Source organism: Gimesia sp. (assembly GCF_040219335.1).
Lineage (GTDB): Bacteria > Planctomycetota > Planctomycetia > Planctomycetales > Planctomycetaceae > Gimesia.
Genome location: NZ_JAVJSQ010000023.1, coordinates 25,023 through 38,593 on the forward strand (window position 1 = coordinate 25,023; position 13,571 = coordinate 38,593).

9 protein-coding genes are annotated in these 13,571 nt (G+C 55.7%); 6 read left to right on the forward strand and 3 right to left on the reverse strand.

Annotated features, from left to right (window positions below):
* Positions 1-751 precede the first annotated feature (751 nt).
* The gene (locus tag RID21_RS19330; protein ID WP_350191678.1) at positions 752-1,336 is read left to right on the forward strand and encodes a hypothetical protein; all 585 of its coding nucleotides are present in this window, start codon (positions 752-754) and stop codon (positions 1,334-1,336) included.
* A 458-nt stretch (positions 1,337-1,794) separates the two neighbouring features.
* Positions 1,795-2,778, forward strand: a complete 984-nt coding sequence (locus RID21_RS19335; protein WP_350191680.1) for an acyl-CoA desaturase — start codon at positions 1,795-1,797, stop codon at positions 2,776-2,778.
* Positions 2,779-3,355: 577 nt separating this feature from the next.
* Here the strand turns inward: RID21_RS19335 and RID21_RS19340 are convergent.
* The gene (locus tag RID21_RS19340) at positions 3,356-3,751 is read right to left on the reverse strand and encodes an acyl-CoA thioesterase (RefSeq protein ID WP_350191682.1); all 396 of its coding nucleotides are present in this window, start codon (positions 3,749-3,751) and stop codon (positions 3,356-3,358) included.
* A 37-nt stretch (positions 3,752-3,788) separates the two neighbouring features.
* Positions 3,789-5,384: an amidophosphoribosyltransferase gene (locus RID21_RS19345; RefSeq protein ID WP_350191684.1), complete on the reverse strand. Its 1,596-nt coding sequence runs from the start codon at positions 5,382-5,384 to the stop codon at positions 3,789-3,791.
* Positions 5,385-5,667: 283 nt separating this feature from the next.
* On the opposite strand from RID21_RS19345, the gene proB reads away from it, so the two are divergent.
* Together proB and RID21_RS19355 are read left to right on the forward strand one after the other, a co-directional pair.
* Complete coding sequence (proB, locus tag RID21_RS19350; RefSeq protein WP_350191686.1) at positions 5,668-6,813, forward strand: glutamate 5-kinase; 1,146 nt, start codon at positions 5,668-5,670, stop codon at positions 6,811-6,813.
* An 11-nt stretch (positions 6,814-6,824) separates the two neighbouring features.
* The gene (locus tag RID21_RS19355; RefSeq protein ID WP_350191688.1) at positions 6,825-7,367 is read left to right on the forward strand and encodes a hypothetical protein; all 543 of its coding nucleotides are present in this window, start codon (positions 6,825-6,827) and stop codon (positions 7,365-7,367) included.
* A 12-nt stretch (positions 7,368-7,379) separates the two neighbouring features.
* On the opposite strand, the gene RID21_RS19360 is transcribed toward RID21_RS19355, so the two are convergent.
* On the reverse strand, positions 7,380-8,360 hold the full coding sequence (locus RID21_RS19360; RefSeq protein WP_350191690.1) for a prolyl oligopeptidase family serine peptidase: 981 nt from the start codon (positions 8,358-8,360) through the stop codon (positions 7,380-7,382).
* A gap of 284 nt (positions 8,361-8,644) precedes the next feature.
* On the opposite strand from RID21_RS19360, the gene RID21_RS19365 reads away from it, so the two are divergent.
* Both RID21_RS19365 and RID21_RS19370 read left to right on the forward strand, forming a co-directional pair.
* Entirely contained in the window at positions 8,645-12,004 is a 3,360-nt protein-coding gene (locus RID21_RS19365) for a DUF1553 domain-containing protein (protein WP_350191692.1), read from the forward strand.
* A gap of 30 nt (positions 12,005-12,034) precedes the next feature.
* The gene (locus RID21_RS19370; protein ID WP_350191694.1) at positions 12,035-13,552 is read left to right on the forward strand and encodes a DUF1501 domain-containing protein; all 1,518 of its coding nucleotides are present in this window, start codon (positions 12,035-12,037) and stop codon (positions 13,550-13,552) included.
* The last annotated feature ends 19 nt before the right edge of the window (positions 13,553-13,571 follow it).

The window sequence follows — 13,571 nt, forward strand, 5'->3', positions numbered from 1 at the left end:
GGTTCGGGGGCACATATCTTACCAATTATATTATACCCCGATTCACATCTCACCCTCTCATTTGAAATCGGGCATGACCGATTGAAATTTGCGACTGGCCAGCATCTACCATGCACGAAGTCTGGCTAAAGTGGTTTACTGACCTTCACGTTTCGGCATGCTTTATTATCCGCAAGACGTCAGTACCAGTCCTCACGGTTCCTGATAATTCTTTTGAGGTTGTGACTATTTCAATCATCTTCATCAAACAGGAATAAATACACTGCTGAATGATGTCAAAGGTCTTTCCTTGTTGTCTTAAAATCATCACAATGTTTATTTGACACACGATGCCGATTCCGGCTGCAAGTAAGAAAGTAACTCACATGTACGAATACCACATCTACTAGGATGACTCGGGTAGGATGACTCAGGGACTCTGAGAACAGATCTCTTTTATGAATTCATTGTTCCCCTGGACCCCGATATCGCAGAGCTGGAGTACACAAAGGCAGACGGCTGGGAGTATATCTCCAAGCGTTCGCCGACCGAGCTCGAACTGGCTGAAGAAGCTGAAGCAGCCGATGCAGAGGAGCGGGCCTGGCTGGAATCGGGAATCACCAAAGCCAAACGCGTCAAACTGGAACGTTGCCCCGCCGATCCGTCGCATGTAACGCAAAGTGGTTTTGCCAGCCTGGAAGTCGAAGTCTGGAATTCTGCAGATCAGAAAATTCTGCTCTCCGAGTTTAATCTTACTAAACCCTGGTATGAAATGCCGTGTGAAGTAGATGCGTTACTGGTGCCCCAGACGTTTGTGGAGCGAATTAAACAGAGTGGTTTAACCGGGGCTGTCTTCGTTCCGGTATCCATCAAGGATCCGGAAGGTCCCCTGGAAAAAAACCTACCGCCTCTATTCGTCTTCCAGTTTAGAGGCAAATCATGTTTGCGCCCCTCCCAGGTTCAAGGCGCTGAAAATGCCTGCCCGTTTTGTGGTCACAAACCATTAATCTGTCAGTCATGTGGACACGGCAATTCGACCTGCCCTACATGCGAAAAAAGCACCTGGACAATCAAGGAAAAACATGGTGGGCCCGCCGATCGGCAACTGATTGTCTCACCACTCTCACAAAGAGAGATTCCCGTCCTGGAAGGCAGCCGCTGGGATGGATCCGACTTTGTCTATGGTAACGGAGACGACCCCATGGCGACCAACTTCATTTCCAAACGCGCCCTGGACTGGTTACTCCAGGTTCATGCAACTCCCTTTTGTGCCCGACCGGTGAAGTTCTGCATTGATGGCATGAGCGATCAACAGCTGAAGCAACTCACTGAAATCCAGAAGTCCATCCCTTCCTGAAGCGAAGGGAGACACTGCTGACTCACCAACAGTCATCTCAAAAAAGTATCAGAACCCCTGAAAATGGGTGGGCTCGGATGTAATCCGAGTCGAGCGCAGCGAGCAGGAGGTCTCAGAGAATATAGCATTTCAGCAGCAACGCACCTCACCAGAAAATGTAGGACGCGGACCCATGTGTCCGCCCGCCTGGCAAGGCCCTGATCAGCTCAGACATAACAGGAGCCGCCACGAACCTCACGAACGACACAAATGAGAAATAATCCCATCGATTACAGAAATAACCTGCTCAAAAACGTCACAAAACCAGCACGAATCACAGAAAAACTGAGCAGACGTTACCCCAAGTGAGTGATTTCCTCCCATCAAACCCCATCACTATAGACATGATTGCCCAATCCCCCTAGAATCGGCCGGTTTTTTATTGGTACTCCACACTCTGACAGCATCGGTCTTATTGAATGAATTCCCAGCAGACACTCGTGCCCCCTCCGGAAACGGATCCTCTTGTTCCTGAAAACACGTCTGCTGAGATGCCTGAGTCGGGCCGTTATACCACACCCGACTGGGCGAATATCGGCTGGGTCGTCGCCATTCATCTGGGCGTCCTCGCAGCACCGTTCTGTTTCACCTGGACCGGACTCTTTACCTGTATGTTCCTGGGCTGGCTCACCGGCGGCATCGGTATCTGTCTCGGCTATCATCGTCTGCTCACGCATGGCAGCTTTCAGACCTATCCGTTCATGAATCGACTGATAGGACTCATCGGCTTGCTGGCAGGGCAGGGGCCTCCAATCCAGTGGGTTGCCAATCATCGTAAACATCACCTGCACAGCGACCAGCCCGGCGATCCGCATTCGCCCCGCGATGGTCGCTGGTGGAGCCACATTCTCTGGCTCGTTCCTTTTCACAGTGCAGAGGAAATTCAGGCGACCCATCAGCGGTTCGCCCCCGATTTGCTGAAAGACCCGTTCATGCGTCTGCTGCAGCGAACCTTCCTGTACTGGCACCTGGGACTCGGCGCACTCCTCTACGGCATCGGCTACTGGGCCGGCGGTACAGAACTGGGCCTCAGCCTGCTCGTCTACGGCATGTTTGTGCGTCTGTTCTACGTCCTGCATGCAACCTGGTTCGTGAACTCCGCCACGCACATCTGGGGCTATCGCAACTATGAAACCACCGACGACAGCCGCAACCTCTGGTGGGTGGCTCTGCTGACCTACGGCGAAGGCTGGCACAACAATCACCACAAATACCAGCGGATGGCAAAGAACGGCCACAAATGGTGGGAACTCGACATGACCTACGGCGCAATACTCGTTCTCGAAAAACTGGGTCTCGCCTGGAAGGTCGTCAAAACCATTCCCCCCAACGACAAAGCAACTGCCGTCAAACCACCCAAATTCGCAACACAGCAACAGGCAGTCCAGGCACAAGTCGACTGAAGTCACGCTTAACGGGTGGGCTCGGATGTAATCCGGGCCGAGCGCAGCGAGCAGGAGGTCTTAGTGAAATCGCTCAATTCCAGGTGCAGCAGTCAACCTCTCTCATTCACAAAGTAAGGTTCACCCGCCTGCAACAAAAGCGTGTTCCGCAACCTCTTGTTGTCTCCGACAACCTCGAATTTTATTCGAGGCCACCCAATTAAGATTGATATGAAATATCAAAGGGTGGGCTCGGATGTAATCCGAGCCGAGCGCAGCGAGCAGGAGGTCTCAGTGAAATCGCTCAATTCCGGGTGTAGCAGTCAACTTCGCTCATTCACAAGGTGAGGTTCACCCGCCTGCAACAAAAAGCGTGTTCCGCAACCTCCTGTTGTCTCCGACAACCTCGAATTTTATTCGAGGCTACCCAACTAAGATTGATGCGAAATATAAAAGGGTGGGCCCGGATGTAATCCGGGCCGAGCGCAGCGAGCAGGAAACTGTCAGGGAAAGCTTACAACCCAGAACGAAGCAGCTACCTCAATTGTTCTACAGGTGAGCTTCACCCACACTCAGAAACTGGATTCCGGACGAAAGCTCACTCCGTCCCCAACTGCTCCATCGCCGCGGGCATCCGCTGGATATTGCCTTCCCGGTCCACGCATGCAATCACGGAATGGGCCACCGCCACGCTTTGACCATCGCGAAACAGCTCGTACTTGTGTACCAGTTTAGCCCCGGTCACTTTTTCCAGGGTCGTTCGCAGCGTCAGCACATCATCGTAGCGGGCCGGTAGCCGGTATTTGCATTCGATCTTAGCCACCACCAGCAGGTAGCCTTTCTCTTCCATCTCGCGGTAGTTACCACCCTGGGAACGGAAGAGCTCGGTGCGGCCCATTTCGAAGTACGTGAAGTAGTTACCATGATGCAGAAATCCCATGGCGTCCGTTTCGTTATAACGGACCCGGATTTCGATCTCATGCGAGTTAGACATCAGTCAAAACCATCCTTTGTCGAAATCAGAATGCGTCTCAGGAGCGAACCGGACTACTGGAGAGGGTGACATCGTAGGTCCGGTGTGCTTCTTCGCCGTTATCGTTCAGCGAATTCTCTACCGCGATCTGATACAGTCGACGACCCGACTCGGTCGGATAAGTCGTATCGATACAGGCCTGGCAGAGAGAACTGCCGGGCAAACCTACGGCACGCGCGATCGAAGCCTTGGGCAGATACTTCAGTGTATCAGCGCCAATCGCCTCGGCCATCGCTTCTTCCACTTCGGGGCTCATTTCGCCACCGTTGAGGAATTTGGGGGCGAACAGCTCGTTGATCGTCGACATGTCGATGCCGTAAAAACAGGGAGCTATGATCGGCGGACAGGCCACGCGGACATGTACTTCCTTGGCCCGGCCCCGTTCCTTCAGCTGGCTGATCAATGCCTTCATCGTGGTCGAACGGACGATCGTGTCTTCCACCAGCAGTACCCGCTTCCCTTCCAGAACTTCCGGCAGCGGCGTGTATTTCGCCCGTACTTTGTCTTTACGGTTGGCCCCTTCAATAAAGGTCCGCCCGATGTAACGGTTACGGATCAAGCCTTCCAGACAGGGCACTCGCAGGGTATACGCCATACTGTCGGCGGCTGCTTTCGCGGTGTCCGGCACTGGTACGACGATGGTATCTTCATCGATGGGCACAGTTTCCTGCTCAGCCAGTTCTTCGCCCAGACGTTTACGGGTGATGTACACACTCTGGTCGTCCAGGGTACTGCAGACATTCGCGAAGTAAATCCATTCGAAAAAACAGTGTGCCTTCTGTGTTGGCTTCGCATATTCGCGAATTGTCAGCTCGCCGTCCTGAATCACAATCGCACAACCGGGGGGCAGGCTCTTGATCTGCTCGGCTTCAAAGCCCATGTTGGCCAACGCCACACTTTCAGACGCGGCTGCGAATAGCGAACCATCAAAAGCATAGCACAACGGACGCAGTCCCACCGGATCGCGGGAAACGAACATATTCCCCAGGGCATCCAGGAAGACAATATTGTAAGCACCGTCCAGACGTTTGCTGAGCGTGGTCAGCATGTCGAACAGCTCGGCGGGATTCTCTTTGGAAAGTTCCTGCGAGATCAAGTGCATCAGAATTTCGGTATCGGTTTCCCGGGCCAGATGGAAGTCGGACTCGGTCAGGATTTCCTTGCAGAGTTCCTGGTAGTTGGCCAGCTGACCGTTAAAGCCGAAACTGAACCATTTTGATTTCTGGATATGATGGCGTTCGAACGGCTGTGCGTAGCTGCGGTCATCTTTCCCACAGGTCGCATACCGCACGTGGCCAATCGCCGCGGGGCCCTCATACTTCTTCATCAGGCTGTTGAAGGTCTGCTGATGATTCAGCTGGAATACCTCGGTGACGGTCCCCACATCTTTGTGAGTATCGATCAACTGATTCCGGCCCGGGTTAAACGTGGTCATTCCCGCAGCCAGTTGGCCGCGATTCTGAATATCCAGCAGTAACCGGGAGATGAGTTGCGATGTCTTTTCAGGGTCGCCCAGGGGAGTCAGAGGACTGGGATCTCGGTTGGGAAGATGGTAGACGGCTGCAATTCCACATTCGTGGTATAGTTCCGACATAAATTGCCTTAGTTCGTGAAATAGAGTTTCGAAATCAGTGTGAACCGGGTGAACTATGCGGTAAATTGTTCCCGAGCCCTGCTTGAGCGTCAAACAGAATCAGCAAATTGAGAGAGAAAAACGCCGTTTTACAGGAAATCCCTTTGATTTACGACATGCTCGCACTGATGATTGTCTATGCTCCGGCCCCGGACTTCTATATTATATAAATATTAAGAAATAGGGACCCGGTGGCGAGTACCTCTTTGAAAATTTTTTGTGATTCCCGGAAAAAGTGCAGACTGTGAGTCTAACCCGTCGCGAAGTCATCGACTCAGCGGAAACGCTGGTGATTAAAATTGGAACAAACGTTCTCTCCTGCCCGGACGATACACTCGACCCCGCACGGATCGAAACGCTGGCAGAACAGATTCACCGTGTCAAAACGACCGGACGCAAAGTCGTCGTCGTGTCCAGTGGTGCCATCGGTGCCGGCATGGGATTGCTGGGACTCAAAGAACGCCCCCGCGATCTGGGCCACCTGCAGGCCTCCGCCGCTGTCGGACAGGCACACCTCATCCGTCGCTATGACCGCTACTTACGCAAACACGGCTATCACGCCGCCCAGCTCCTGGTGACTGCCAACGATTTCAAAAACCGGACGCGCTATCTCAATGTACGTAACACCATCCATACGCTGTTTGAGTATGGTGCTGTCCCGATTGTGAATGAAAACGACACCGTCAGCATCCAGGAAATCAAGTTTGGCGATAACGATCACCTGGCCGCCATGGTCACCAGCCTGGTCAAAAAGCCGCTGCTGGTGATCCTGTCTGTCGTCGATGGTCTTTATAATGGCGATCCGAAATCTCCTGAAAGCACCCGCATCTCTTCGGTGCAGGACTGGACACCCGAATTACTCGCGCTGGCGACCGACGACAGCAGCTCGCGGGGAACCGGGGGCATGAAATCAAAACTGCAGGCCGTCCGCTCGGCGACTGCCGTCGGTGAGAATGTCATCATTGCCAACGGGACTCAGGAAGGGATTCTGGATCGCATTCTGCAGGGCGAGGATGTCGGTACTCTGTTTCACGCCCAGGGAGCCTCGGTCTCTGCCTGGAAACGCTGGATCGGCTATACCATCCGCCCCAAGGGACGCTTTCATCTTGATGAAGGTGCCACCCGCGCCATTCGTGAAGGGGGCAAGTCGCTCCTGGCGATCGGCATCCGCTCGATTGATGGCACCTTTGAGAGCGGCGAAGCAGTCACCCTCGTCAGTCCCAGTGGAGAGGAATTTGCCCGGGGTCTGACCAATTACAATTCCGGCGATCTGGCAAAAATCATTATGCACCGTTCCGATCAGATCGCTTCCATCCTGGGATCCGTTCCCTATTCGGAAGTGATTCACCGCGACAACCTGGCCGTCCTGGAAAATCATCCTGCAGTCTAGGAGACAATTCAATGTGGTTTACCGAAACAGCCATTCCCCCCATTGCCATCTGCTCCGTGATTGCAGCCATCCTGTTTATTCAGTACTACCTGAGGCGACAGTCAAAATACCTCGTGGGCATGGGTATTGCGTTGGTCATGCTGGTAGTTTCCTACATGGTTGAAATCAGCATCGTGACGCCCCGCGAACGCGTCGAAGCCGACCTCTATGCTCTGGCCAATGCATTTCAGCACAAAGAAGTAGATGCGACAATGGGCTTTATCAGCCCCCGCGCCATTCCGCTGCAAACCCTGGTCATGCTGGCGCTGAATACAGTCACAATCGACGGAGATCTGCGGATTACCGACGTCGAAACGGAAATGCTGGCCGACGACTCGATTGCCAAAACGCATTTTCGTGCCAATGGTGCGGCCACCTTTAAGGGCATCAGCGGTCGCGCACCCACCCGCTGGGAACTGACCTGGCAGCAGATCGGAGGCGAATGGAAGGTCACCGAAGCCCGGCGGCTGAATCCGATCACCGGCGACGAACTGCAGCCGATGGCCGTTCGCTGAGCAATCCGAAGATTATCTCTGGGCCACTTTGTAACCCTTGGGATAGCCGAGGGTCCGGGCAAAAAAGTCTTCCATCATCGGGAACGTCTGGGTCTGGTCTCTTAAGAAGACCGCGTGACCGGCTTCGTCGCTACGATAGTAAGTCACATCCCGGGCACCGGCAGATTTCAACGCAGCCACGAACTGGTCTGCCTGGCTTACATCCACGAAGGGATCCAGTACGCCATGCATCACCAGCATCGGCGGGGCATCCCCACGGACGTAAGTAATCGGCGAAATTTTCGCGACTTCCGTTTTCAATTCGTCTTCGTTCTTCCATGTCAAATGGATCATCCGCGGGAGATGCTCGATGCCATCTGCCCAGCTCAGGTAGTCTGTCGGCGTCGCGGTCACGCAGAATGCATTCAGTTCGCTGGACTGGTCGTGCCAGGGGGCACTTGAATCAACCTGCTGACTCTGTTTCATCAATCCGACCAGGCAGACCATGGAACCACCGTTCGCATTTCCAAAGGCGCCAATTCGTTCCGGGTCAATCTGGTACTTATCCGCATGTGCCCGCATCCAGCGAATGGCGCACTTCAGATCTTCCAGGCAGTCAGCAAATGAGGTTTCATCCGAAAGTCGATGATAAAGGCTGACACAGACGTAACCTTTGCGGGCGTAATGCAGGGGACCTGTTCGAGAGTGTCGAGTCGTGTTGTTTCCGCCCGAACCACCCCCGGCATAAACGAAGACCAGAGCCGGCCGTGGTTGAGTTTCCACCTGCTGAGGCAGAACCAGGTTCATCCGCCAGCGGGTCTTTTTGCCGGGGTGATAGACAACATCATCGACGACTTTTAAGTCTTTGGGCAGGGGCACAATATTCGAACGGGGAATGGAACTCAGCTGGCGCGCCGGTTCTTTCTCCTGCTTTTTTTCCACGTCCGGGATCAGGCAGACAACGATTCCCAGAAAAACGATTCCCAAAACGACACGTGTTACGAAAACCGGCATTGCGCCCCTCAACACTTCCTGTGAAATTGAAACTGAAATACAGTACTCAAACAAACCCCGGATCCATCCAAAAGTGTTCCTCACTTTTTTGAAAATGGAAAATATTTTTTTCGCCCCGCTCCCAGTCTGCCTCAGAAATTCGATTTTTGATTTGCAGGATTATATATAATCTGACAGAATAATAGATTATCTGGGATTGCCAGGACCTCCCGCAAAGGGACCATAATGAGGGTATCCGTTTCCCGCCTGAGTCTCTGAATCAATTAACACAAAGATGATCTGCCATGTTAGCGCGTACATGTCTGCTCTGTCTGATTCCTCTGGTATCGTTATTACCTCTCGGTGCTGCGGAAGCGCCGCCTGAAGCGAAGCAGAAAATCGATTTCGAGAAACAGGTCCTTCCCCTGTTGCAGTCGAAGTGCTTCGATTGTCACAACGCCGACACCCAGGAAAGCAAGTTCCGCCTCGACCGCAAAGCAGGCCTGCTCCGGGGAGGCGATTCGGGCGAACCAGCCATCATTCCCGGCCAGAGCGCAAAAAGTCACCTGCTCAAACTGGTGCGGGGAGAAGAGGCCGGCCTGCTGATGCCCCCCGACGAATCCGAACGGCTCACCGCAGCACAGATCCAGCTCTTGGCGGACTGGATTGATCAGGGCGCCCCGTGGCCCGGACCAGATGGCGTCGTCAAAGAGGAAAAACGGACGACCGATCACTGGTCCTTTCAGCCTCTGGCCAAAGTCACGCCCCCGGATACCAAAGACGCCTGGGTCCGTACCGGCATCGACGCTTTCATCCTGGATCGCCTCCAGCAGAAACAGTTGACCCATAATCCCCGCGCCGATCGCAGAACACTCATCCGCCGGCTCTACCTGGATCTCCTCGGTCTCCCCCCAACGCCCGCTGAAGTCGAACGCTTCGTGAATGACGAGAGCCCCGACGCCTGGGAGAAGCTGGTTGACGCCACTCTCAACAACCCGCACTATGGCGAACGCTGGGCCCGCTACTGGCTCGATCTCGTCCGCTTCGCTGAAACGCATGGCTTCGAAACCAACCGCGAACGACCACATGCCTGGCCTTACCGCGACTACGTCATTCAATCACTCAACGCAGATAAGCCCTACAACCAGTTCATCAAAGAGCAGATAGCCGGTGACAGTTTTGGCGACCCGACCGGTACCGCCTATCTCGTCGCGGGCCCCTACGATCAGGTCAAAAGCCCCGACATCAACCTGACCCTCATGCAGCGTCAGAACGAACTCGACGACATGATCAATACCACGGGTACCGCTTTCCTGGGCCTCACCCTGGGGTGTGCCCGCTGTCACAATCATAAATTCGATCCCGTGACCCAGGCCGACTACTATTCGATGCAGGCCATCTTCGCCGGCGTCAAGCACGGCGACCGCAGTCTGCCGACTCCCGCGTCACAACAGAAAGAAATCCGCCAGAAACAGACGCGTATCGCGAAACTGAAATCCGAACTGGAACCCTATCGCCGCCGACCCGAGTCCCGCCGCTTCGTCTCCATCGACGATCAACTTTCACCAGCAAAGACGTCTCCCCGTCTGGATGTCCTGCAGACGCGTGCCGGTTTCGGCGTTAATCCTGCAGGCACCGATCCAGGGGCAAAGGACGATCCCGGCAGCCCCACCCGCTCGCCCAACCTGAGTGGCGGTAAATACAGCTGGTGGAAAAACGAGCCAGGCAAACCCCTGGTCGCCTGGAAGCCCGGGCAAACCGGTGACTATCGCCTCTGGCTCTCCTGGGGCTGTGGGTACGAGTCGCATAGCACCGATGTCCGTTATGTTCTGGACCGCGATGGAAACCCCCAGACCACAGATGACTGGCAGGAAGTCGCCCAGGTCGATCAGCAACGCTTCGCCGATGGAACGAAACCAGCCCGCAGAGCGGCCCTCTGGAGCGGTTTCCACGATGCGGGTGTCGTCACACTTGAACCGCAGAACGCCCTGCTCCTGGTGGGCGGCAAACACGGCACCGCTGTCACTGCGGACCTCATCCTCTGGGAGTCAGTAACTCTCTCCCCCTCCGATCAGAGCCTGCCTAAACCAGTGTTCCGGAAACCGGTGCAACCCACCCACAATGTGGAACGCATCAGCCCGGTGGAAACCCGCTTCGTACGTTTTACGGTTCACGCCACCAACAGCAGTGCTCCCTGTCTGGATGAACTGGAAATCTTCTCCGGCGGGCAGAACGTCGCCCTCGCTTCCGCAGGCGCAAAAGCCACCTGTTCCAGTGCATTGCCCGGATATCCGATTCACAAGCTGGAGCACATCAACGACGGCAAATACGGCAACAGCCACAGCTGGATTTCCCACGAGAACGGCGGCGGCTGGATCCAGATCGAACTCCCGCAGACCACGGCCATCGATCGCATCGAATGGGGCCGTGATCGCGAAGGCAGATACAGCGACCGCGTCCCCGTCGATTATTTCATCGAGGTCTCAGAGACCGGCACTGACTGGCAGACGATCGCCGGCTCCAGTGACCGACTTCCCCTCACGCTGCCTGCCGATACACTCCAGGCCGCCAGCACCACCTACCATTTCGACCACCTGCCCGCCGAACAGGCCCAGGCTGGCAAGCAGCTGCTTACCGAACTGAAGCAGCAACAGAGCGACCTCAAACGCCTGCAGAAATCAGACATCGTCTATGCAGGTAAATTCATGCCACCCGGACCGACCCACCGCCTCTATCGAGGCGAACCCCTGGCCAAACGCGAACAGGTTCCGCCGAATGCCCCCGAGATCTTTACCGATCTGAAACTGAGTACCACTGCTCCCGAAAACGAACGCCGCAAACGGCTGGCCGAGTGGATCGCTTCTCCGGAGAATCCACTGACCGCACGCGTCATCGTGAACCGCCTCTGGCAGTTCCACTTCGGTAAGGGGCTGGTGACAACGCCCAGCGACTTTGGAGCAGGCGGCGTACCACCCACGCACCCCGAACTGCTCGACTGGCTCGCGCAGGAACTGATCGCACATGACTGGTCCCTCAAACACATTCATCACCTGATTCTTACCTCCGCTACATATCAGCAGTCCGGTCAACCTAATCCCCGGGCACTCAAGGTCGATGCCGCCTCCCAGCTCTGGTGGCGGTTCCCGCCCCGCCGTCTCGAAGCTGAGCCGATCCGCGATTCGATTCTCGCTGTGACCGGCGTATTGGATCTCAAGATGGGCGGACCCGGTTTCAGTGCTTTCGAAGTCGAAGCGGAGAACGTGCGGCACTATCACCCCAAGAAAACCTACGGCCCCCCTGACTGGCGCCGCATGATCTATATGACCAAAGTCCGCATGGAACAGGATTCCGTCTTCGGTCTGTTCGACTGTCCCGACGCCGCCACCTCCGTCGCCAAACGCAGTCGCTCTACAACGCCGCTGCAGGCATTGAATCTGTTCAACAGCCGGTTCCTGCTGCAACAGGCCGACCTGTTCGCCCAGCGTCTGGAACGCGAGCATCCCGGCGATCAACGGGCCCAGGTCAAACGGGCCTTCGAACTCTGTTATTCACGTCCCCCCACCGAGTCCGAGCTCAGCGATTCGGTTCAGTTCATTCAGACAGAAAAACTGCCCGCCTTCTGCCGGGCGCTGCTCAACAGCAACGAGCTTCTGTTTATTCAATAGGTCAACTTCACCAGGCATTGAGAGTCACACATGAGCGCTCCTCAAAACCCGTTTCCCGCGAATCGTCATCTGCTTAACCGCAGAAACTTCCTCGGTCAGTCCGTCAGCGGTTTGAGCAGTATCGCCTTCTCCGCGATGCTCGCCGAACAGCATCTGCTTGCCGCGGAGAAAGAACCCCGGTTGACCGTGGGTGGTAAAGCCCCCATCCGGCCCGAAATTGATCCGGGCAAGCCTTTCGCCCCCCGCGATGCCCATTTCCCGGCCGCGGCGAAAAATGTCATCGTCATTTTCTGCTCGGGAGCCTGCAGTCATCTGGATACCTTCGACTACAAGCCGTCGCTCGTCAAAATGCACGGCAAGCCGATGCCTGGCGGCGACAAACTCGTTACCTTCCAGGGCCAGCAGGGGAACCTCACGCAGAGTCCCTGGAAATTCAAACCGCGAGGCGAATCGGGCAAGATGATTTCCGACCTCGTGCCCCACCTCGGGGAACTGGCCGACGACATCTGCTTCCTGCATTCCATCAAAGGCAAGACGAACACACACGGCCCGGGCGAAAACTACATGTCGACCGGCTTCACCCTCGACGGCTTCCCCAGTATGGGTGCCTGGACCAGCTACGCTCTGGGCAGCGAAAATCAGGACCTCCCGTCCTACGTCGCGATTCCCGATCCCCGCGGCACGCCACAGGCTTCCGTCAACAACTGGGGGCCCGGCTTCCTTCCCGCGGCTTTTCAGGGAACCGATTTCAATGCCGCACAGCCCATTCGTAACCTGGATCGTCCCGCCTCCATCGATGCGAAAACCGATCGCGCCACCCGCAGTTTTCTGCAGCGCCTCAACGAACAGCATCTGGCCCGTTTCCCCGGCGATTCCGAACTCGCGGCCCGCATCTCCAGCTACGAACTGGCTGCCCGCATGCAGCTCAGTGTTCCCGAAATCAGCGATCTCTCGCAGGAATCAGCCAGCACCATGCATATGTACGGCATCGATGACAGCGAAAACCAGCTCAAAGCGGCTTACGCGAAGAACTGTCTCCTCGCCCGTCGCCTGATCGAGAAAGGCGTCCGCTTCGTTCAGCTCTTTAACGGAGCCTACCAGACGGGCGGGGAAGGGGTCAGCAACTGGGACGGACACAAAAAGATCAAGGATCAGTACAGCATCCACGGTCCGGTTCTCGACCAGCCCACCGCGGCCCTCATCAAAGACCTCAAACAGCGCGGCCTGCTCGAAGACACGCTGGTCGTCTGGTGTACCGAATTCGGTCGCATGCCCACCTTCCAGAAAGGGGCCAGCGGTCGCGACCACAATCCCGAAGGCTTCACCTGCTGGCTCGCCGGTGCCGGCGTTAAAGCCCCCTTTACCTACGGAGCCACGGACGAATTCGGCTACAAGGCCGTCGACAATGTCGTCACCGTCCACGACTTCCACGCGACGATTCTCCACCTGCTCGGACTGGATCACGAACGCCTGACCTTCTATCACAACGGCCTCGAACGTCGACTCACCGATGTGGAAGGGACCGTCGTGAAAGAGATCCTGGCTTGAAAAGTGTGAGTGAGTCTAG

Excerpts from the sequence above, each read along its gene's own strand:
- RID21_RS19370 (WP_350191694.1), top strand. The coding sequence starts at position 12,035 with ATGAGCGCTCCTCAAAACCCGTTTCCCGCGAATCGTCATCTGCTTAAC.
- RID21_RS19335 (WP_350191680.1), top strand. The coding sequence starts at position 1,795 with ATGAATTCCCAGCAGACACTCGTGCCCCCTCCGGAAACGGATCCTCTT.
- RID21_RS19340 (WP_350191682.1), bottom strand. The coding sequence starts at position 3,751 with ATGTCTAACTCGCATGAGATCGAAATCCGGGTCCGTTATAACGAAACG.
- RID21_RS19345 (WP_350191684.1), bottom strand. The coding sequence starts at position 5,384 with ATGTCGGAACTATACCACGAATGTGGAATTGCAGCCGTCTACCATCTT.
- RID21_RS19360 (WP_350191690.1), bottom strand. The coding sequence starts at position 8,360 with ATGCCGGTTTTCGTAACACGTGTCGTTTTGGGAATCGTTTTTCTGGGA.
- RID21_RS19365 (WP_350191692.1), top strand. The coding sequence starts at position 8,645 with ATGTTAGCGCGTACATGTCTGCTCTGTCTGATTCCTCTGGTATCGTTA.
- RID21_RS19355 (WP_350191688.1), top strand. The coding sequence starts at position 6,825 with ATGTGGTTTACCGAAACAGCCATTCCCCCCATTGCCATCTGCTCCGTG.
- RID21_RS19330 (WP_350191678.1), top strand. The coding sequence starts at position 752 with ATGCCGTGTGAAGTAGATGCGTTACTGGTGCCCCAGACGTTTGTGGAG.